The 20,677-nt window shown below is 52.3% G+C and carries 16 protein-coding genes; 6 read left to right on the forward strand and 10 right to left on the reverse strand.

The features are described 5' to 3' along the window. The first annotated feature begins 76 nt into the window (after nucleotides 1-76). The 3 genes from UNDKW_RS26365 to UNDKW_RS26375 are packed head-to-tail and all read left to right on the forward strand — an operon-like array spanning nucleotide 77 to nucleotide 3,439. The gene (locus tag UNDKW_RS26365) at nucleotides 77-886 is read left to right on the forward strand and encodes a Crp/Fnr family transcriptional regulator (RefSeq protein WP_162061181.1); all 810 of its coding nucleotides are present in this window, start codon (nucleotides 77-79) and stop codon (nucleotides 884-886) included. Nucleotides 887-925: 39 nt separating this feature from the next. After that, nucleotides 926-2,449: an MBOAT family protein gene (locus UNDKW_RS26370; protein ID WP_162061182.1), complete on the forward strand. Its 1,524-nt coding sequence runs from the start codon at nucleotides 926-928 to the stop codon at nucleotides 2,447-2,449. 12 nt (nucleotides 2,450-2,461) lie between these two features. Next, a complete protein-coding gene (locus tag UNDKW_RS26375) occupies nucleotides 2,462-3,439 on the forward strand; it encodes a hypothetical protein (RefSeq protein WP_162061183.1) in 978 nt (325 codons plus the stop codon). A gap of 34 nt (nucleotides 3,440-3,473) precedes the next feature. Here the strand turns inward: UNDKW_RS26375 and UNDKW_RS26380 are convergent, their stop codons facing one another. Continuing rightward, nucleotides 3,474-6,833, reverse strand: coding sequence for a glycosyltransferase (locus tag UNDKW_RS26380; RefSeq protein ID WP_162061184.1), 3,360 nt, complete (start codon nucleotides 6,831-6,833; stop codon nucleotides 3,474-3,476). 1 nt (nucleotide 6,834) lies between these two features. Beyond that, nucleotides 6,835-8,124 carry a bifunctional 2-polyprenyl-6-hydroxyphenol methylase/3-demethylubiquinol 3-O-methyltransferase UbiG gene (locus UNDKW_RS26385; protein WP_162061185.1) on the reverse strand — a complete coding sequence of 430 codons (1,290 nt, stop codon included), beginning with the start codon at nucleotides 8,122-8,124 and terminating at the stop codon, nucleotides 6,835-6,837. Nucleotides 8,125-8,466: 342 nt separating this feature from the next. On the opposite strand from UNDKW_RS26385, the gene UNDKW_RS26390 reads away from it, so the two are divergent. From UNDKW_RS26390 to UNDKW_RS26400, 3 genes are read left to right on the forward strand one after another with little or no spacing between them, the layout of a single operon-like run. Next, on the forward strand, nucleotides 8,467-9,921 hold the full coding sequence (locus UNDKW_RS26390; RefSeq protein ID WP_162061186.1) for a mannose-1-phosphate guanylyltransferase/mannose-6-phosphate isomerase: 1,455 nt from the start codon (nucleotides 8,467-8,469) through the stop codon (nucleotides 9,919-9,921). A gap of 23 nt (nucleotides 9,922-9,944) precedes the next feature. Next, nucleotides 9,945-10,739 (forward strand): ABC transporter permease, encoded by a 795-nt coding sequence (locus UNDKW_RS26395; protein WP_162061187.1) that lies wholly within the window; start codon nucleotides 9,945-9,947, stop codon nucleotides 10,737-10,739. Then, nucleotides 10,736-11,980: an ABC transporter ATP-binding protein gene (locus UNDKW_RS26400; protein ID WP_162061188.1), complete on the forward strand. Its 1,245-nt coding sequence runs from the start codon at nucleotides 10,736-10,738 to the stop codon at nucleotides 11,978-11,980. Before UNDKW_RS26395 ends, UNDKW_RS26400 begins: the two co-directional genes overlap by 4 nt. A gap of 14 nt (nucleotides 11,981-11,994) precedes the next feature. Here the strand turns inward: UNDKW_RS26400 and UNDKW_RS26405 are convergent, their stop codons facing one another. The 8 genes from UNDKW_RS26405 to UNDKW_RS26440 all read right to left on the reverse strand — a co-directional run bounded on the left by UNDKW_RS26405 (nucleotide 11,995) and on the right by UNDKW_RS26440 (nucleotide 20,560). Continuing rightward, the gene (locus UNDKW_RS26405) at nucleotides 11,995-13,119 is read right to left on the reverse strand and encodes a glycosyltransferase family 4 protein (RefSeq protein ID WP_162043801.1); all 1,125 of its coding nucleotides are present in this window, start codon (nucleotides 13,117-13,119) and stop codon (nucleotides 11,995-11,997) included. Between the two features lie 12 nt (nucleotides 13,120-13,131). After that, entirely contained in the window at nucleotides 13,132-14,316 is a 1,185-nt protein-coding gene (locus tag UNDKW_RS26410) for a glycosyltransferase family 1 protein (RefSeq protein WP_162061189.1), read from the reverse strand. Beyond that, nucleotides 14,313-15,209, reverse strand: a complete 897-nt coding sequence (locus tag UNDKW_RS26415) for a GDP-mannose 4,6-dehydratase (RefSeq protein WP_197893225.1) — start codon at nucleotides 15,207-15,209, stop codon at nucleotides 14,313-14,315. The genes UNDKW_RS26410 and UNDKW_RS26415 overlap by 4 nt, the downstream gene beginning before the upstream one ends. Before the next feature lie 8 nt (nucleotides 15,210-15,217). Next, a complete protein-coding gene (gene gmd, locus UNDKW_RS26420; protein WP_162061191.1) occupies nucleotides 15,218-16,255 on the reverse strand; it encodes a GDP-mannose 4,6-dehydratase in 1,038 nt (345 codons plus the stop codon). 253 nt (nucleotides 16,256-16,508) lie between these two features. Beyond that, on the reverse strand, nucleotides 16,509-17,180 hold the full coding sequence (gene pyrE / locus UNDKW_RS26425; RefSeq protein WP_162043805.1) for an orotate phosphoribosyltransferase: 672 nt from the start codon (nucleotides 17,178-17,180) through the stop codon (nucleotides 16,509-16,511). A gap of 82 nt (nucleotides 17,181-17,262) precedes the next feature. Next, nucleotides 17,263-19,839: a glycosyltransferase gene (locus UNDKW_RS26430; protein WP_162061192.1), complete on the reverse strand. Its 2,577-nt coding sequence runs from the start codon at nucleotides 19,837-19,839 to the stop codon at nucleotides 17,263-17,265. Beyond that, a complete protein-coding gene (locus UNDKW_RS26435; RefSeq protein ID WP_162061193.1) occupies nucleotides 19,839-20,267 on the reverse strand; it encodes a glycosyltransferase family 4 protein in 429 nt (142 codons plus the stop codon). The genes UNDKW_RS26430 and UNDKW_RS26435 overlap by 1 nt, the downstream gene beginning before the upstream one ends. A gap of 14 nt (nucleotides 20,268-20,281) precedes the next feature. Next, nucleotides 20,282-20,560 carry a hypothetical protein gene (locus UNDKW_RS26440; RefSeq protein ID WP_162061194.1) on the reverse strand — a complete coding sequence of 93 codons (279 nt, stop codon included), beginning with the start codon at nucleotides 20,558-20,560 and terminating at the stop codon, nucleotides 20,282-20,284. Nucleotides 20,561-20,677: the final 117 nt, after the last annotated feature.

The raw sequence follows: 20,677 nt of genomic DNA on the forward strand, positions 1-20,677 counted from the left end.
GAATCAAGAAATATTGAAAACGAATGAAGGGCCATCACCATCGCAAGTCATGGGTTCTTCACAATCGGATTGACCAATGACGGTATCAAATAACGAAGTCGCTGTTATTCACAACAAGGCACCGGCCGGGGAGTCGCAAGCGCCCCTGCCTGGGCAACTGCAATTAAATGTTCCCATACAGACCAAAGTGCAGGTCAAGGTCAACCAGATCACGGTCAACTTGCGCAACATCCCTTTGTTAATGGGTTTGAGCGATGAAGACATGAACAAGGTGAAGAGTGACATGCGCGTGCGTCACTTCAATAAACGGGATGTGGTGTTGCAAAAAGGTGGTATTGGTGACAGCCTGTTATTTTTGCTCTCAGGACAATTGCAAGTCGTCGATGTGACTGAAGATGGCCGCGCAATTGGCTTGCGCATGCTCAAGGAAGGTGATTTTTTTGGTGAAATCGCCATCATCAATGGCACGCCACGTTCTGCCTCGGTAGTCGCTCTGAGCAACGTGCTGGTGGGGTTTTTACCTAGTGCTACGGCACTGCATTTGTTTTCACATTCACCAGCAATGGCAAACATGATGTTGCGCCATCTGGCCGAAAAAATACAACGCGATTCCGAATTCCGTGCTTTGCTCAGCATAGGCAATACCTCACGCCGCATCTATGCCTTCATCGCCCTGTTCAAGAAAATCATGCCCGGCAATCTGGAGGTTATAGAAAACCTGCCCACCCATCAGGATATTGCCATGATGATCAATACCAGCCGCGAAACAGTCACCCGCGCGCTCCTCCATCTGGCCCAGCAAGGCATAGTCGAAAAAGACTTGCATCGCCTGATCATACGCAAACCCGACGAATTGCAGAAACTGGCGCTGGGCGTTACTGCGTGAACGCAGTAACCGGCATGACCCCAGGCCTGACTGCACACCATGTTATTTAATTCCTTTGCATTCCTGTTCCTCTTCCTGCCCGTCACCCTGGCAGTATGGACGCTGTGCAAACGTCAATGGGGATTAAGGCCCGCACTGGGATGGTTGGTGCTGGCTTCACTGGTATTTTATGCAGTCTGGGATGTGCGCTATCTGGTGGTGCTCCTGAGCTCAATCAGCATCAATTTCTGGCTTGGTGGCCGTATCTTGAAAGCCAGGCAGCAAGCGCTGGACCTGCATGCAGCAAGATGGATGAAAGCAGGCATCATCTTTAATCTGCTGGTACTGGGCGGTTTCAAATACACCTATTTTTTGCTCGCCAATCTTTTTGCTGTATTCCATGCGACACCACCAATAGACCCCATCGTTCTGCCGCTGGCTATCTCCTTTGTCACCTTCCAGAAAATCGCCTATCTGGTTGATTGCCGGCGCGGTGACGTGCAAAGACATAATGCGCTCGACTATCTGTTTTTTGTTTCTTTTTTCCCGCAACTGATCGCCGGGCCTATCGTCCATCACAAGCCTCTGATTGCGCAAACCAGAGCAAATGACAATCCTCTGTTCAGACAAAAAGAAGCACTGATCACTGGTGCCTGTTTTCTGGCCCTGGGCCTGTTTAAAAAAACCATACTTGCTGACAGCATGGCGCGCTATGCCAGCCCGGTATTTGAATTGGCCAGACAGGCAATACCGGGTGGCGAAGCGGCATGGCAAGCCATGCTGGCGTATACCCTGCAATTGTATTTTGATTTTTCTGCGTATTCCGACATGGCGATAGGCCTGGCACTGATGTTTGGCTTCAAGCTGCCTGTCAATTTTTTCTCGCCTTATAAAGCCACTTCCATCATCGATTTCTGGCGGCGCTGGCACATGACACTGTCGAGTTTCTTGCGCGACTATCTGTACATTCCCCTTGGTGGAAACCGTCACGGCCAATTCATGCGTTACCGCAATCTGTGGCTGACGATGTTGCTGGCGGGTGTGTGGCATGGTGCAGGCTGGAATTTCTTCTTATGGGGTGCTTTGCATGGCAGCGCGCTGCTCATCAATCATTTCTGGCACCATGTATTGGAAAGCAGTCCCACGCTCACTAAACTCTGGGGCAAGCTGCCGAAGACAATTGCGGTTGCTGTGACTTTCATTCTGGTCGCTTTTGCCTGGGTACTGTTCCGCTCACCTGACATGACAAGTGCGGCACACATGTATGCCGCCCTGTTGCAACCTGGTTCAGGTACATATCTGCCTGCCTTGCCCTGGCAAAATCTTGCCCAGGTAGTTGAAGGATTATTGAGCACTTCACCGGATGTCGGCTGGTTGTGGATAGGCATAGGCATGGCTGTTGTCTGGCTTTTGCCAAACACCACGGAATTACTGAATTACGACCCCAGCCCGAATATCGCCGTCACACCACTCAGCGAAAAAAGACAAATCGCTTTGGGCATCATTGCAGGTACTTGCCTGTGGTTTGCACTGAAATGGATGGCCGTCCGGCCATCCACAGAATTTTTGTATTTCAATTTTTAAGCGGGCGAGGACATGAAAAAATTCTTGCTCGCTTTGACTGGCAGTTTCCTGGCTCTCAGCCTCTTATGGGTAGTCGGTATCAAATACCAGCTTGGTTCGCCGACTGCCAGTTCACGCTGGGTTTATGATGCCTACCAACATAAAATCCACGCAGCACAAGAAATCAAATCACCACGTGTATTGGTCGTGGCAGGTTCAAACGCCATGTTTGGCATAGATTCAGGCATGCTCGAAAATTACTGGCAAAAACCTGTCATCAATCTTGCGGTGAATGCAGGGCTAGGCCTGCCTTATATACTGGATGTATCGCGTCGTGTTGCTCGTCCCGGCGACACCATACTCATGCCCATGGAATATGCGCTCTATCTCGACGAGGGCAAAGCCAATTCACAGATTATCGACTATGTCATGGCCAGGGATCTGGATTACTGGCGCAGCCTGTCGCGCATTACTCAACTACAGTATGCAGCAGGTTTGGGAGCAGACCGCTGGCTGCATGGCCTGCGGCATTTGGCTGATGGCCCGGTCACCATCGGTACTTATGGCGCCCATCATCTCGATGCAAGAGGTGATCAGACCCACACCAGCGCAGCAGACCGCAGCGCTGGCGATATCGCCGCAGTCAAAGCGACCAAGGCCTGGGATTACGCGCACAGGGCAGCCACAGAGACCGGTGGCTGGAAACTCATGGAAAATTATGCGCAATGGGCAAAGTCCAACAACATCTGCCTGATCGCCATGCCCACGGTACTTTTGCATCATGCCAAATACGATACGGATGCTGAAGACCTTGCCTTTTATGCAGGGCTACCGGAGCGCATGAATAAGCTGGGCATAGAATATCTGGGAAAGCCAAAAGACTTCATGTATCCAGAGAGCTGGTTCTTTGACACCGACCATCATCTGCAAGACTGGGCCAGACAAAAGCATACTGCAAAGCTGATCGCTTTACTACAAACACGTTCTCAGGCAGCTTGTGGCCGACCATAAAAAACGGCGGAATATATCCGCCGTTTTTGTGCGTTCAGATGCGACCGATATCAATATCTAAAGCATTCGCAATCCCATCAATCGTATTCAACAAGCGTTGCGATAAAGCTGGCCATTGCCTGGTGGCAGTCCAGGCTTTCGCCTGTATTGCTTTCTGTTTCAGCCTTAGCCCATCATGCAAAATGGCAGTGATGCCTTCAGCAATATCCGCAGGTTCAGTACCTGGCAAAACATGTACCGCATCTTTGACATCATCAAAAATCGATAGCGGCGTCACTGCGACCGGACGGCCAGAAGCCAGCCCCATACGCACAGCAGCGCTCGAAGATTCCTGCGTTTGCTGATACGGATACACAATCAGGTCTGCCTGTTGCAGCCATGACTGGCTGATCTCATCACTCAGATAATCAGACAGGAAAGTCACATGCGTTTCCAGGCCAGACTCATGGATCAGGTGACGGCACTGATGGTATTCATGGTCAGACAAGCCGGATGGATAGAGCGAATTCACCAGCAACAAATGACAATTTCCACCCTGCCCGCGCAATTTTATGAATGCCTTGATCAATGCCTGCACGCCTTTATGCGGCAGCAAGAATCCATAAGCAGCAATCACGGTCTTGCCAGCCATACGCGCAGTATCCACCCTGGCTGCAGCATGTTCCAGCGTCGGCATCAGGCCCTGCGGGAAAAACACCAGATTATCGGCAACACCAAGGTTCTTGAGCCAGTTCATGTCATCCAGGCCATGCACGAAGATGCGGTCAGCCAGCTTCAATTCCGCAGTGATTGTAGACAAGCTGATCAGTCCATCTTCTCTTTGCACGTCGGCTGTCGAATGGAAGAATACATGGATGGCTTTGCCATCTTCCTTGGCTCGCCTGATCAGGCGCGCCATGGCAGCCAGTGAAAAGAAACCGAAATTGTATTGAATAACAATTACATCCAGTTTCTGCTCCTGTATCATCAACCATGTGTGTTCCAGGTCCTCCTGCATGCTGGCATCCCAGCTGCGGATGACATTCTCGGCATCACGTGCCGTTCTTTCAGGGATATGACTGCTCAGATAAACCACCCTGTCCTGCGGCATGCCAGCAGTCAGGAAAGATGAATAAGAAGCGATGCCACAACGCGCATTCCAGCTACTGATCCAGCCTATGCGTGGCTCCTTGCGCAACAAGGGCTGCTGTTCAAGTGCAGCAATCGCCTGGCGGGTTCTGCTGGCGACATCTGACCAGGCGTAGTGCGTCGATATAAACGCATGCGCTGCCGCAGTTTTGCTGGCGATGACATCTGCCGGGCTGGCATGCACTTCCCGCATCAACGCAGCCAGATGATTAACATCAGGGTCAGCCCAGGCTGAATGCGTGGAACTGAAATGCGAAGTTGATTTGGCGTATTGATAGTCGCACAGCCACACCCTGCTGTTGTCGCAGAAATCCATCTGCCCGCTCCATGCGGTAGCGATCACCGGCAATTTCAGCCACATGGCTTCAGCTATCGGCAAGCCATAACCTTCGCCACGGCTGGGTGCAACCAGCACATCACATGCCTCATACAGACCACGCATTTGCGCCTGGCTATAATCATCCATGATGATCAATACATGCGGGAAATCCGGGTCAGCAGCCTGCAGTGCTGCCAATTGCTCAGCCACATCATTATGCGGATTCGGGAAAGTCTTGATGACCAGGCTGACATCATCACTGGCCCGGTAAGCCTGTCCATAGGCAAGCAACAAGGCATCCGGGCCCTTGCGCGGGAAGCACGACGAGACATGCAGGAAACGGTAAGTTTTGAGGCTCTCCAACACAGCCTGCGGTACCGGCAACGCAGCAACGCGCATGACATGATCAACACCATTGCCAACGGCAGCAATCGGCACACGCACGCCATTGTCACGCAAGACTGTGCCGACAAAGCGCGACACCACCAAAATCAAATCCAGCTTGCGGTTGAATTCATTGACAAACTCTTGCGGAAAACCCGTCTCTTCCCAGCCATAAGAATTCACCACCCTGACCCGTGCCTGCATATCATCCAGTGTCGGTGGATAGCAATTGCGCAGGGCCAGGTCAGGCATATTTACTGCCTGTTGCGATACGGTTTGCAATTCAGCGATATCGGGATTGGCTGCCAGGAAATCTGCCGAGGCCACGAAATCACCATAACCTTCGCGGCTGCGCAAACCCAGTTGCACAGCCTCGCCCTTTTGGGACGCCAAGGCACGCGCCAGTTCACGGTTGACGATAGCCAGGCTATAGGTGGAATCAAAAGGCCCCTCTATCTGCCACAGAGGTTTTTGCTGCTCATTGCCAGTTATTGCATCTTGAGGAATTTTTGCGCCCAGCTTTTGCAAAAATTGCTGCAAATCTGCCTGAATTTTCTGACGCGAGAAGCGCTGGATATTTTGCCGCTGACCAGCAATGATGCGACGGCGCAACGCGGGTTCAGTCAAGAGCATATGCACATGCGCGGCACATGTGGCCGGAGTCACGTCAGCATCGAGCAAGATACCTGCACCGCCCATGGTGGAAGTAACGCCTTCAGTAGCACGCGCAATCACAGGTACATCATGCAGCATGGCCTCAATCAAAGGCATGCCAAAACCTTCATGCTCGCTAAGGCTGACATAGGCATCAGCATTGCGGTACAGGGCCAGCAAATCTTCATCAGAAATTTTGCCTGTCATCAGCACCTGGGCATCGAGTTTCAATTCAGCGATGCGGGCACGTACTTTTTGCTCATATGGCATGCTGGTGACACCACCGGCCAATATCAGGCGTACGGGCTGGCGCGAGAAGTGGCGCAATTCATCGAGCATGTCCAGTAATTGCAACTGGTGCTTGTGCTCGCACAAACGGCCAACAAACAGGATATTGTGGGCACCACGCAAGCTGTTCATCAGCGCCGTGTTATAGCTGTGATGCTGCCAGCGCGTCACATCGACCAGTAAGGGAATCGTCGTCACATCGGTATGACCAGCGGTACGCAACTCTGCGCTATTCAAATCAGAGTCACCAATCGCAGCCTGAAAATCCTGCGCCCACAAGGCCAGTTGCTGTCTGCCCAGCATGCTTAATTCAGGCAGGCCATTGTCGGGTAAAAACTGCGGTGGAGTGATGTTGTGATACACCATTACCTTGCGTGCCTTGATGTCTTTGAGCCACCCGCAATTCTCATAACCCAGACTGTGATGCACCAGCAAAATGTCATCATCAGCAAGCTGCAATTCACTATAATGCCGCACTTCATCACGGACTTCATCCTGCACCAGGTCGCAATAAATGGCGGAAGTAAAACCCATCTCGTGCAAAAGCTTGCGTGTAAAAAACATGCCATTGCTGACGCCGTCACCTCTTCCACAGGAAGGGCTGAATTGATGTATCTGCATCTTATTTACGACCTATGACAGCGTAATCCTGGGCACCAAATAATTCCTTATTGAGCAGTGCTTCAACCTCGGTACCACCGTGCAGCAAGTGGTCATCAGGGTAAGGATGCAAACGCAAAATTTCTGCATGGCTAAAGCCACGCTGCCGCGCCATGAATTCAGCTACCTGTGGCACGATAGGATGCAAATGGGTAGGATCAAAATAAAAATTGCAGGCACCCACTTTAAGATTTTCCGGATTCGGTGTTTCAAAAATGATGACGCCACCTGGGCACAACGCATGACGGGCTGCATCAAACAGCGCAATCAATTGCTCGAACGGCAAATGCTCTATGATCTGGAAACCGGTCACTGCACCTATGCTGCCAGCGGGCTGTTCGCGCAAATAGGCAATGGCATCAGCATGGCGGCACAGGAAACCCTGATCCAGACAGGCGTTAACCATGGAGATATTCATGTCCACGCCCATCGCAGGTATGCCCTGCTCATCAAGTAATTCCAGCCATTCACCACGGCCACAACCAACGTCGATGACGAGCTTGCGTTCGTCTTTTGCCTGTTCGCTGATATGCGCAAGATAGGGCAGATAAACTTTCAATCTTTCCTTGATATCAGCGCGCGAACCACGGAACAAGGCTTCGAATTCCAGATAGAATTGGTCCTGATCAAAATCGCTGGCAACTTTGGCTACAGGCTGGCTAGTGCTTGCAGTGGCAAGCTGACTTGCTGGCTCTGCCGTCGCGACAACATTTTGCTGGATCTGCCTAGTCCCATTTTGCAAACCCTCACGCATCATCAGATTCATGGAACGCAACTGGCGGCCTATATGTAAACGATCCAGTTCCATGAGCCTGTTGCCGACATCCAGCGCATCAAACTTGTCCAGCCGTATAGAAAGTTTTTGCTCTTCCATTTGCAGCAGTTTCCGCTCCTGGCTGCGTAATTGTATGTTCAGGTCATCAATTTGCTTTTGCAAATTTGTTAGCGCTACTTCAGTCTGGAAGCGGGTGCGCGGCAGGCGCAGCAATGCCTGGCACCAGGCCAATGCGTAACCCAGACCAGGTATTGCACGCAATTTCTGGCGCAAACCTTGTGGCGCAACTGGCATTGCTACTTCTGCCCCTGCATTATCTTGCTGATTCAACATGATCTCCCTTGCATCATCCTGCCCCGCCCCCATTTCTTTCGAAGGAATATTGACGGGTGTTGAATGCTTCCTGCTTTTCAATATCAAACTGGTCTTGTCGGCCAGTTGCTGTGCTTCGCATTCAGATTTGTTCTGTGTTGCCATATTCGCCATATAATCCGGATGTTTTATTCATAATTGGCGGCAAATGATTCGTGTTTGGGCCGCTAAAAGGCTAGAAAAAGGGGTAGAAGTATAAATGATGATGTAAACTGCGACGAAATTATCAGCGTCTGCAAATTTCCAGATTATTTCAGCTTCAGACTTTTTGCCTGGCTCTGGCTCTGGCTTAGCCTTCAGGTCTTACAAGTTTAGCCTATTCAGCAATTGCTCACATCTGACCAGCATAGCCTGAGGAAATTGCAGCTGATTGCAATATATTAAATATTTTATAATGATTTGCCCAAAGGCATAAACCCGAAGGCATAAAGAATACGAAAGTTATCCATGTTATTACAGCCTGTCATTCTTTCAGGGGGATCTGGAACCCGGTTATGGCCGCTATCGCGTGAAAAGCATCCCAAGCAATTGCTCGCCCTGATAGGCGAAGAAACCATGCTGCAGGCCACTGCAACGCGCGTCAGGGATTTTTCTGGTGCCTTGGGCGTGGCCGAAAGAATGATCGTGGTCTGTAATGAAGAATACCGTTTCATCACGGCAGAACAATTGCGCGTGGCCGGTTTCAGCAACTGTAGCCTGTTGCTCGAACCGGCAGGCCGCAATACGGCCCCGGCATTGACGCTGGCAGCCATGGCAGCAGTGGCCTCAGACAATGATGCAGTCCTGCTGGTGATGCCAGCAGACCATGTCATCAATGACAAGCAGGGCTTTCACCAGGCCATACAAGATGGCCTGCAACAGGCCATAGACGGTGCCATGGTGACCTTTGGTATCGTGCCTGACCGTCCTGAAACCGGTTATGGCTATATCCAGACTGGCGATGTGTTACCAGGTCAGGCTGTACGCGAACTGCAGGCCTTTGTCGAAAAGCCGGTATTGGAAGTGGCACAGCAATATCTGGATGGCGGCCGCCATTTATGGAATAGCGGTATTTTCATGATGCGTGCGACTACCTGGCTCAAAGCCATACAGCACTTCCATCCGGCCATGCATGAGGCCTGCAAACTGGCGATGGACAAGGCCAGCATCGATAGCGACTTTGTCCGCGTGGATAAAGAAGCCTTCCTGTCTTGCCCTTCTGACTCCATCGACTATGCCGTCATGGAAAAACTGGCCAAAGACCAGGACTTGCATATCCCTGGCTATGTCGTGCCTTTCAATGCAGGCTGGTCAGATGTTGGTGCCTGGGATGCAGTCTGGCAAGTGTCGGACAAGGATGAGAACGGCAATACCGCCCATGGCGATGTGCTGCTGGAAGATTCCCGTAATTGCCTGGTGATTTCTGACAGCCGCCTGGTTGCCTGCCTGGGTCTGGAAGACGTCATCGTGGTCGAGACTCCAGATGCGGTACTGGTCACCAATAAAGCCAATACCCAGAACATCAAGCGTGTCGTAACCCGCCTGAAAGATGAAAACTATACCCAGACCGATAACCACCGCAAGGTCTATCGCCCATGGGGACATTATGATTCCGTCGATAGTGGCGAACACTTCCAGGTCAAGCGTATCGTGGTCAAGCCGGGTGGCCGCCTGTCGATGCAAATGCATCATCACCGTGCTGAACACTGGATCGTGGTCAGTGGCACGGCGCTAGTGACGCGTGGCGAAGAAGTCATGACCCTGGTCGCCAATCAATCCACCTACATCCCGCTGGGCGTCAAGCACAGGCTGGAAAATCCCGGTGAAACCGATCTTGAACTGATAGAAGTGCAATCCGGTACTTACCTGGGTGAAGATGATATCGTCAGATTCGATGATATCTATGGACGTGTTGCAGGCTGATCCCTGCTAAGGAAAACCAAGCTTTGAAAGCTGTACTTATCTCATTGTGGCACTACCGTCACTTTATCCTGTCGTCCATCAGGGCCGAGTTTGCCGGACGCTTTGCGCGCAGCAAACTGGGTGCGCTGTGGATGATTTTAAATCCTCTGGCGCAGGCCACCATCTTCGCCATTGTCTTGTCTGAAGTACTGGTGACCAAGATACCAAATATTGAAAACAAGTCGGCCTATGCGATTTACCTGATGGCAGGTATGTCGGCCTGGGGTTTGTTCTCTGAAATCATGACGCGCTGTACCACGGTGTTTATTGATTATTCCAACACCCTGAAAAAAATCTCTTTCCCCAGGCTGTGCCTGCCGGTGATCGTTGGCGGCAGCGCCCTCATCAATCACTTGTTATTGCTGGCAGCGATAGCCGTCGTGTTTTTGTTCTTTGGCCATATGCCGACAGCAGCATGGCTGGTACTGCCACTGGGCATGCTGCTGATTATCCTGTTTGCCTTTGGTCTGGGCATCATACTCGGGCTGTTGAATGTATTTTCACGTGACGTTGGTCAGGTCATGGGCATCGTGCTGCAACTGTGGTTCTGGTTCACGCCTGTGGTCTATCTGATGGACAATATGCCCAAGCGCTTTATCGCGGTATTGAATCTCAACCCGATGACACCGCTGGTCAAGATCTACCAGAATGCGCTGTTGTACGGCGCAGTACCAAACATGGCAGATTTGCTGGTTCCCGTGCTGATTTCAGCGGGCATGTTTATATTTTCATTCTGGATTTTCCGCCGTGCCAGCGCAGATCTGGTGGATGCATTATGAGTCAAATTGTATTGAGTGTCTCTGGCGTTGGAAAATGCTATTCAAAATTCAACGGCCTGCTGTCACGCCTGATGTACTGGGCTGGCCTGCCGGTGAAACCGGCGTACGAATACTGGGCCAACCGCGATATCAGTTTCAATGTGCCTGCGGGCCAGGCGGTAGCCATCATAGGCCAGAATGGTGCCGGTAAAAGTACGCTCCTGAAAATGATTACCGGTACAGTGCGACCAACGACCGGCAGCATCGCTGTCAATGGCCGCATCAGCGCCATGCTGGAACTGGGGCTGGGTTTTAATCCTGAATTTTCTGGCAGGCAAAATGCTTATATGGCAGGCGGCCTGATGGGTCTGAGTGGTGAGCAACTGGACCAGCTCATGCCTGGCATAGAAAGCTTTGCTGAAATTGGCTCCTTCTTTGACCAGCCCTTGCGCGTGTATTCCAGCGGCATGCAGGCACGCCTGGCTTTTGCTGTTGCCACGGCAGTACGCCCGGATGTACTCATCGTCGATGAAATCCTGTCGGTCGGTGACAGCTATTTCCAGCACCGCAGTTTTGACCGCATACGCCAGTTCAAGGAACAGGGTACGTCCATCATCCTGGTCACCCATGGCATGGGTGACGTGCGCAGCCTGTGTGACCACGTCATCCTGATCGACAAGGGCTGCATACTCAAGCAGGGTGCGGCAGATGAAGTGGTCGATTACTACAATGCGATGATCGCCCGTAAGGAAAACGAGAATTTCTCCGTAGAACAAAACCGCAATGAACAGGGCTGGCTGCAAACCCGTTCAGGCACAGGCATGGCGACCGTCAGCAAGCTCACCCTGCGTGACCAGGACAGTGATCAGGTACTGGCCGCAGCGCATGTAGGGCAAAGGGTCAAGCTGGTGGCTGAAGTGCAATTGCGTGCCGACATCCCCGAGTTGGTGCTGGGCCTGATGTTGCGCGACAAACAGGGCAGCGTCATCTGGGGCAGCAATACCTGGTATTCACAACAGGTGCAAAATGATTTGCGCAAAGGTGACTCACTGGAATTTGTACTGCCTTTTGAATGTCCTTTGGGGCCAGGTTCTTATTCTGTCACCACCGCATTGACCAAGGCAAAAACCCATCTTGATGAAAACTATGAGTGGTCAGATAATCTGCTGGTGTTTGATGTCATCAATGTGGATCACACTGAATTCATCGGCAGCAACTGGCTGCGTGGCGAATTTGAAATCAGGAAGTTGACGGCAGGTTAGGCGAGCTGCCTGGCTTACTTGCGCTTATGCTCGTCTATAACTTGCTGGTAAAGGCGGGCATAATTGCTCGCCATTTTATCGGCGGTGAATAAATCCAGGTAACGCTGGCGCGCATTGATACCCATTTGCGCCGCCTCTTGCGGATGTGCCAGCAGATACTCCATGGCCTGCCTGAAAGCTGCCGGATCACTCGGTGGTACTACCATGCCAGTCTGGCCAGCGACGTTGATATACGTCGTGCCTGTGCCAATTTCACTTGATATCATGGGCTTGCCATACATCGCGCCTTCCAGCAATGAAATGCCAAAAGCCTCCGAGCGCAGATGCGAAGGAAAGGCCAGTGCATAACACAGGGTCAGCAAGGCGACCTTGTCAGGCTCTGGCAAGGCACCAAGGAAATGCACGTTCTTCAGTTGCAGGCTTTCTGCCTGGCGCTTGAGTTCAATTTCTTCCGGGCCATCACCAACGATGACGATGGGGATATCCGTTCCCGCCGCCGCTTCCAGCAAGATATGCAGGCCCTTGTAGTAACGCAGCATGCCGACAAACAGGAAAAAGTTTTCCCCGACGATGGCACGCCATTTCGCCAGCAATTCTGCTGAAGGAACTGGGTAAATGCTGTTATCCAGACCATAGGTGATCACCTCGGTCTTGTCTTTATACAGTTCCAGCGTCGGGCTGGTCGCCAGGTAATTGGGTGACGTTGCCACAATACGGTTTACATCGCGCAAGAACTGATGCTTGAGCGGCGAATACAGCTTCAGCAAATATTTTTGCCTGACGATATCCGAGTGATAAGTGACGACGCTGGGCTTCTTGATGCGCCCCAGGAAATGGGCGATATCCATGAAGGGCCAGGGGAAGTGATAGTGAATCACATCCGCCTGCTTGGCCAGTTCAACAAAGCGCGATAAGGCCGACCAGGAAAAACCGGTAGAAGCGATCTCGAAATTCAAATGGGCGCGGTGTACCTTATGCCCTTCAAATTCTATCAGCGGGCGGTCCGCATCGCGTGTCAAGGTCAGCACTTCATTTTCCACACCCAGACGTGCCGTACCCACCGCCATCTGGCGTATGACTTGCTCAACGCCACCAAAAGTGTCGGGGTAATAGGTGCGGTAGAAGTGCAGGACTTTCATGGCGCGCTGTCCTTAACTGGCCTTGACCGTCTGATAGGCTGCGACAGTATTGCGTACGCAGGCATCCCAGGTCAGCTCGGCAGCACGTTGCAAGCCACGTGCTTTGGCCATGCTGCGCCATTCTTCGTCTTCCAGCGCCTGGCGCAAGCCATCACGGATGGAATTCACATCCGCCGGGTCTACCAGCATGGCGGCACCAGCGGCGACTTCCGGCATGGAAGAACAATTCGAAGTCAATACAGGTACGCCACTGGCCATCGCTTCAGCGATAGGTAAACCAAAACCTTCATACCAGGATGGATAGGTGAACAAGCGGCAACCGGCATATAAAACCGGCAGCAATTGCTGATCGACGAAACCCAGGTATTTGATCCAGCCTTCACGCTGGCCTTTTTCTATGTCGTCATGAATGGCTTCACTCTGCCAGCCCTCACCACCGACCAGCACCAGCGGCCAGCGCTGGCGCATGGCGTCTGGCAAGGCACGATAGGCTGCCAGCAAATGTGTCAGGTTCTTGCGCGGTTCTATGGTAGAGACAAAGAAACTATAGCCATCTGGCTGCAAACCAAATTCATGCAAGACTGGTGCAGTCTCTTCCGGGGTATAGGGATGAAACACTTCATCGACCCCCAGCAAGACAGCACGCACCTGCTCAGGGCCCAGGCTGAATTCCTGCATCACTTCATCGCGCGTTGCCAGGGAGTCGGTTAACACCAGGCTGGCGCGGTTTATCGCTTCTGGAATGGCTTTCCGCATGCGGTCTATCCTGGCCTTGGGATGCCACTGCGGATAACGGTAAATCGACAGGTCATGCACTGTCACTACGCTGGGTAAACGGGTTTTGGGTACAAAATAATTCGGCCCATGGAAAAGACCGTCCTGCACACCATTCAACTGGCGGCCAGCAAGCAGGGGCAGTAATTTGCCATACAACCGCGCCACCATGGGCAGTTGCCCCAGTTGACGGCGCAGGCGGCTTTTGTAACTGGCTTTGGCTGATGCCGCAGGTACCGCTCCCGCTGTGCCTGCGCTGGCAGGCTGATCCATACGCGGCAAGTCGCGCCAGAAACCATCTGACAAATAGCGCACTGACTCTATCTCTGCCTGCATGGGCAGGCGTGTGGCAAGTTCCCATGCGTATCTGCCTATACCAGCCAGCGGTGGATGTATGGCCTCGATAGACAGGACGACGTTCATGTTGCGTCCTCGTGTTGCAGCATCCAGGCCAGTGTATCGCGCAAGGTGATAGCAGGCAGCTCGCCTATGCAAGCTTGCAAACGCTGCCCATTACCCATGAGTTTATGCACTTCATTGGCACGCACAAAGGCAGGGTTCACATGCACCTTGATTTCATAGCCAGCAAGTTCACTGGCCATTTGCAATACCGAGCGCAAGGTGTATGCAGTGCCGGAACAGATATTGAAAGTCTGGCCTGCAGGTGCTTGCTCCAGCAAACGGGCATAGGCCCTGGCGACAGTACGTACGTCAGAAAAATCCCTGGCAACATCCAGGTTGCCAAGTTCTATATCGGTAGCCTTGCGGCGGTAATGGTTGATGATTTTAGGCAGCAGGAAATTTTCTGTCTGGCCTACACCGGTGTAATTGAAGGGGCGTGTCACGATGATGGGCAGCTTGTCCATCCACAGACGTGCCACATGCTCCATTGCCAGTTTGCTGACGCCATAATCATTGGCGGGCTGCGCTGGTTCGGTTTCGGCAATTACTTCTGTACGGGTATTGCCATAGATATTGGCACTGCTGGCGACCAGCACGGCCCGCGGCTTTTTCTCCAGGCTGGCCAGCGCTTCCAGCAGGTTGCGTGTACCAAGCACATTGACGCGGTAAATTTCTGCTGCGTCGCCATGGGCAACAAAAGAAATGGCGGCAAGATGGGCAACCACATCGGGCTGTATTTCTGCCACCAGCTCGGCCAAGCGCTGCTTGTCACTCAGATCGACGGCAAAATTGTCCTGCCCGGGTGCTTCTGCTCCGTGGGTAGTACCAAAAACCCGGTAACCAGCCTCTTTTAATTCTTGCGCCAGATAACGACCTGTAAATCCCTTGATACCTGTGATCAGGGCGCGTGGCATCGCAGACATCAGAACGACGCGCCGTTCTGGTTACGGCGCAAATCTGCTTCTACCATCATCTGGCACAGCTCTTCCAGTGTGGTCTTGGGTTCCCAGCCCAACACTTTTTTGGCCTTGGCAGGATCACCGATGAGCAATTCAACTTCAGCAGGACGATAGAATTTGGGATTGACGCGTACCAGCAATTTGCCGGTTTTTGCGCACGTAGCGGTTTCGTGCTCGCCTTCGCCTGACCATTGCAACTGTATGTCTGCTGCCTTGAAAGCCATGGTGACAAAATCACGTACAGTTTCTGTGCGGTTGGTCGCCAGCACAAAAGTGTCGGGCTTGTCGGCTTGCAGCATGCGCCACATGCCTTCTACATATTCCTTGGCAAAACCCCAGTCGCGCTTGGCATCCATATTGCCGAGTTCCAGCACATCGAGTTTGCCCAGCTTGATCTTGGCGACAGAATCAGTAATCTTGCGCGTCACAAATTCGCGGCCACGCAGTGGGGATTCATGATTGAACAAGATGCCGCTGCAGCCAAAGATGCCGTAGGATTCACGATAATTGATCGTCATCCAGTGCGCATACAGTTTGGCTACACCGTAAGGGCTGCGCGGATAAAAGGGGGTCGATTCGATTTGTGGCACGGCTTGCACCTTGCCAAACATTTCTGAAGTTGAAGCCTGATAGAAACGGATTTTGGTATTGACGATGCGTATGGCTTCAAGCAAGTTCAGCGCGCCGATGCCGGTAATTTCTGTCGTGGTCAGTGGCTGTTCAAACGACACGCCCACAAAACTTTGCGCTGCCAGGTTATACACTTCAGTCACACCCGTCGTTTGCAACAGACGTATGCTGGCCGACAAATCGGTAAGATCATACTCAACCAAATGCAAGGCAGGGTGAGTTGCAATACCCAGCTCTTCTATGCGCCAAAAATTGACTGAACTGGTACGGCGATAAGTGCCATAGACGGTATAGCCTTTTTCCAACAGCAACTGAGCCAGATAGGCTCCGTCCTGACCAGTAATACCAGTGATTAACGCTTTTTTACTCATTCAAGAAAACCTCTTCGCCGCAGCGAACATTCAAAATTCTTCGTTCAAAATTCTTTTTGCTAACCAGATAATGGACTGCTACTTTGAATCCATCTGTGACCGTGATCACAATTTATCCACAGTTGCACAGTATACAATGACTGTTCGCCGCACTGCGGAAATTTAATGCAAGCGCATGTAAGTGATACTACGCAAGGGCAGGCAAACCACGGTCACAGTCTTAATTGCCAGTTAATTTTTTAATATCATTTACTCAATCAGCCAAAGCGCCATAGCGTTTGCGGTAAGCAGCGACTGCCTCTTTATATTGCGACAACTGCGCGTCACCACCAGCAACTGACAGATAATCAAATAAATCATTCAGGCTGGCGATCGAAACCACAGGCATGTCATACGCCTTGCCGACTTCCTGCGCTGCCGAATGCACAGACAGGGCATCATCCTTGCCAGAACGCTCCATGCGGTCCAGCGCGATCAGCACTGCACTCGGGGTAGCGCCAGCATGACGGATCAAATCGACCGATTCACGTACTGAAGTACCGGCAGAAATAACGTCATCAATAATCACGACCTTGCCTGCCAGTTTGGCGCCAACGATGTTGCCACCTTCGCCATGGTCCTTGGCTTCCTTGCGGTTATACGCAAAAGGTACATTCCTGCCCATGCGTGCCAGTGCCACTGCAGTAGCCGAAGCGAGGGTAATACCCTTGTAGGCGGGGCCAAACAGCATGTCAAATTCCAGGCCGGAATCGAGCAGCGTGCGGGCATAAAAATCAGCGATGCGGCCAAGATTGGCACCATCATTGAATAAACCTGCATTAAAAAAATAGGGGGAGGTACGCCCGGCTTTGGTGACAAATTCGCCAAAGCGTATCACTCCAGCCTCGACTGAAAACTGTATAAAATCTTGTCTCAAAGTACTCAAAATAACCCCAATCCTTATAATTTATGCCGTTTACTGCAGTTTTGCGCCAAACCTAGAGCATAACATGCGTGCATATTTGAATTTAGTCTGTTTCAAGTGGCAAAACCGCTAAAAATTCTGCCAGCAGGGCTGGAGACGCTGACAAATCCACCATATTTGCCTGCATTTGAGCAGCAATAGCGTGACAAGTGACGCCAAGTTGCTGTAATTGCATGGTCTGCATTTGCAAATCTTTACATCCGGATAAATCCAGATACAAGTCTCCGGCACGCACTGTGACGAAATCATCAGCGGGTGCTGGTCCGGACAGGGAGAGTTGCTCATAAGTCCAGCTTCTGGCATAGCGAAAGTCCGGGCCTGCATAAAAGACAGGCTCAAAGCGCAAGTCCTGACGGGCGAGTATCATGCTTTCCAGAGCAGCTTTCCAGGCTGCAGGCAGCGCCTGTTGCGACTGGCTCCATGCGCCAACATCCAGCATGACCATGCGTTTACCGGGACGCGGTGTGCTATTGCCGAGATGACGCGCCAGCTCGCGCAAATCATCAATGGCGACCTCTGCCTGCAAATGCGGATGTTGAGGCGACACTGCCGGGATGTCGGCAATGGCCGACAGACTGCGGTGCATGCGGGCAGCCGTTTCGGTCTGCGCAAATTCTTCTATCGCTTCCGCATAACTGCGTGCAATCAATGCAGGTGCATGATGTGCCTGCACAAACTGCCTGGCGGCCTGGCCTGTCAGTTGGCTACTCTTGCTGTCCTCATGCAATTTGCCGATGGCCTGCAAGAGTTCTGCCTGCGTAAACTGGTCAGGCATGCCCAGCACGGCATCTGCTGGCAACTCTGCCATGGCACCGTTGCGGTTCAGGATCACGGGCAGGCCATAGGCCATGCACTCAAGGACAGCGGCGGAAGTTTCGCCCCTTGACAGCGTGCGCAACTGCACGGCACCGTCGGCGGCCTGCAGATATAAGGCAAATTCTTCTGCGGTGGTAAAGCCGGTGATACGCACTCGCTCGCCATTGCCGATGCGCTTTTGCAGTTGCGCGCCATATTCACCCGGATCATTTTTGCCTACAAAAACCAGATGACAATGTGCGTCCTTGCTGAGAGCGGATTCCAGCCAGGCATCCAGCAAGACATGATTGAGTTTGGTCGGCCCCAACATGCCAAAGCTGCACAAGACAAAATCCTGTTCGCCCAGTCCGAGTTTTTTGCGGGCGAGCTGCCTGTCAGATGCGGCTGGAATGCGGCGCAGCAAAGGCACTTGCTGCCATTGGCAGGCAGGCCAGCCTGTCAGCCAGGTACGCGCCAGTTCCCGGGCATAGGCAGAATGGACAATCACGCCCTCAGCACGCTCCAGTATGCTACTGCTACAAGGGTATTTAGCCATTACCACCTTGTAATCCACCGCGTCGCGTCTTTCCAGCAAGGCCGCATAGCCGTGGGATAGATACAGATGTTGTGCCCATAAGCCAGGCATGAGTGAACTCATCTCCAGATTGGCGAGAGCGTCACTCAAAAAGTAATCATGCAAGACCACGGTGCCAGGATAGCTGGCAAACAATGGGTACATATAGGCATGCGCAGGAGAATTACCAAAATGATAGAGCACACGGTCAAAGCTGGCCGCATTGGCTGTGAACCACTCGCTGTCGTGTATGGCAAAGTTGGCTGTCAGCCAAGGTGCATTGACTTCACTTTGTTGGGTAATCAGGGTGATGTCGTAATAATCGGCGAGCTCAGGCAGCAGGTCTGCGCTGTAACTCGCAATACCTGACGCCACCTGCGGTAAAGGCGAGACATAAGCCAGCCTGGGTTTGATCACTGGCAGGCAAACATGGACTTTGGCTGCCGCTATTTGCTGAAGATGCGCATGGCTGGCTTCAATCGCGCGCAAGGCCTTGTTAGCCGAGGCATCCCACGAGAATTTCTTCGATTGCTGCAAACCATGTTCGCGCAAGCGGGCAGCGAATTCTGGCTGCTCCAGTACCTGCAAGATTTTCGCCGTAATGGCCTTGATGTCTCTGGGGTCAAACAAGGCTTCGGGGCATTCCAGCACTTCAGGCAGGCTGCTGGTATTGGCTGCAATGACAGGCGCACCGCAGCACATGGCTTCCAGCGCGGGCAAACCAAAACCTTCATGCCAGGAAGGGAAGACAAATAATTTGCAATCCTGGTATAGCAGCGGCAAATCTTCATCCGGTACAAAACCGGTCAATATGATTTCATCCTCTGCCAGTCCTAGTTGTGTGATCAGCGCTGCAATACGCTCACGGTCTGCTTTTTGTACGCTGCAGACGATCGCCAACTGGTGTTGCTGGCGCACTGCCACAGGCAAACCGGCATAGGCCTGGATGAGGCCATCGATATTCTTGCGTATATCGATACCGCCGGTATACATCACCATATCGCGGGTAATGCCATAGCGCGCGCGCAAGGCCTGCATGGCTTCATCACTGCAACTGCGCAACTGGAAATGCTCATCTACGGCAGACGAAATGCTGACCACGCGCTCTGGTGACAACTGCAACAAATCCATGCCTTCCTGGCGCGACGAATCAGAGATCGCCAGCAGTAAATCAGCCCGTTTGAGACTGGCCAGCTTGCGGTAATACCAGGCCCTTTGTGCCGGATCGTTGAGGTACTGCTTGTCGTACATCAGGGGATCAGATCATACAATGTCACTGCTGTCGGTATGTGCTCACCGGATATCGCAACACTGGATACCGCATCATCGCCCGAGCCTTCAAACAGGCTGGTGACGTGAACAAAATCAGGACGCAAGGCTGCCAGCCCCTGTTCCCTGAGTATTTCTGCAGCACGGCTGCGCCAGTAATTTTGCGGCACCAGTTCGGCCACCGGGCCGGGTGCGCCCCAGATGACGATACGTTCTTGCGGCACCATCCCTGAGAAAGCCTCACGCAGCGGCAATATGGTTTCAGGAAACAGGCTGCTGAGCATCAGCCATATCTCGTGGTCACCTGCATTGCGTACCATGGCCTTGGCCAGCGCCAGTGAATAGCGGCCTATGCCACGATGGCGGCTACCAGTGGATTGACAAGCTTGTAAATCAATAACGATACGCATGTTGGGATAGTCGTTTACTTTTGTCGGTTGCGGCTATGCTTCCTGCGGCTTTGCAGCTCATTCAGGATACGTTTGCCTTCTTCATTGAGCCGGTCTGGCATGGCCTCTGATGCCCTTGCCTTTACGGCCTTGACAGGCATGAGCTTCTTGAGCAAAGCCCTGATATCCCGCAGCAATTTGGGCAGGCCGCCACTCTTTAACAGTTGCACTGCATAGCGCAGGGGAGCGGTCAGTTTCCAGGAGGTACTGGCATAGACCGCATTGAGTTCAGCACGTAATTGATCTTCGGTCATGATTGGGCAAAAGCCGGGCTACGCTGTGGGAAAAGTAGGCAAGTATAAACTATCTGCAGGCTTTCTCCCTCCAAATACACGGACTGCCGCACTATCTGGTATGCTTTCTATCCCACT

Source organism: Undibacterium sp. KW1 (genome assembly GCF_009937955.1).
Lineage (GTDB): Bacteria > Pseudomonadota > Gammaproteobacteria > Burkholderiales > Burkholderiaceae_D > Undibacterium.